Below are 1076 nucleotides of genomic sequence, written 5' to 3'. Positions count from 1 at the left end.
CAGTGCTAAACCCATGTTAAAAACAATGGCTTCCAATTCCTCAACCTTCTTTTCTAGCTTTTCGTGATCTTTTTTCAATACAAACATGCTGCACCGCCTTAATTGTATATTTGCTCGCGCTCTCGTCGCCGTGTACGCCCTGTTTCCTCTAGGAAGGCCCTTAGCCTTGCCTGACCGTCTAAAACCTTCCTGTGTGCCCGTTTCGCGCCAATTTCATCATTCATTTTTTCGAATGTGGCAAGCTCTCTTTTGTTGTTCCTTATATTGCGTTCTAACGCCCTCTGTTTTTGGCTTTCTTTGTATGCTTTTTCGTTCCGCTCTGCATTAACAGGATGATAACGTTGTTCTGAAATGCCTGGAATGTAGGGATACTGAACATGGCCGCAGTTAATACCAAACAATCCGTCCGGTTCGCCCTTACTTGTGCTGGATAGCGCCGGATATTTCGGATCATTGCCGCTCCTGCTGAATATCCTGCCTTGATACGGGGCGCATTTGGGCCGTGCCCCTACGTGTGAGCTGATTTCTACCAAGTCCACGCCGTAACTATCAAACCTTGAGTCCTGCATTTCGTTAGCAACGTTGTTACCCATTGTTCGAATGACCGTATAAGCGTAACCTTCCGCATACCTTCGTTTGCCGTCTGCTGTTATTAATGCCGGTATTCCCTTTTGCGCCCAATCTTGCACGGTGCTTCTCAGGGCTTGTTGTGGCGTTTTTAGTCCACTGATAACCCCTGCGACTGTCTGAGTCAGTATGTCACGATACACTACCTGGCTTTGAGTCAGCATTGTCGAATTGACAAGGTTATAAATATCGGTTGCCTGCCTTGCGAATGCGTCTAGTATCTGCCATATGGCCGGATCTTGTTTGACTGGCAGTGCTGCCATAAGGGGAATACCTTGAGCTATCGCCTTTTGAAGTACCGCCTCATTCGCTTCTATGCCTTCCATGCCAATGTTCTGAAGGATTTCACGGATCTTCTTTTGTGTAAGCTTACTTTTCTTTGATATGGCCCGTATTTTCTCCCGTGTGAGTCCGCCGATCTGTTCTAGCTTCAGAGCATACCATTGATT

General features: G+C 46.8%; 1 protein-coding gene. It reads right to left on the bottom strand.

Annotated elements, in window-relative coordinates; translation table 11 throughout:
• Positions 1-98: 98 nt before the first annotated feature.
• On the bottom strand, positions 99-1076 hold a 978-nt coding region (locus ACFUTU_RS21460; RefSeq protein WP_377967978.1), incomplete at its 5' end, for a phage minor capsid protein.

This window comes from Arthrobacter sp. NPDC057388, from assembly GCF_042668165.1.
Lineage (GTDB): Bacteria > Actinomycetota > Actinomycetes > Actinomycetales > Micrococcaceae > Arthrobacter.
Note: the sequence above shows the minus strand (reverse complement) of the source record. Positions and strands in the feature narration are given on the sequence as shown.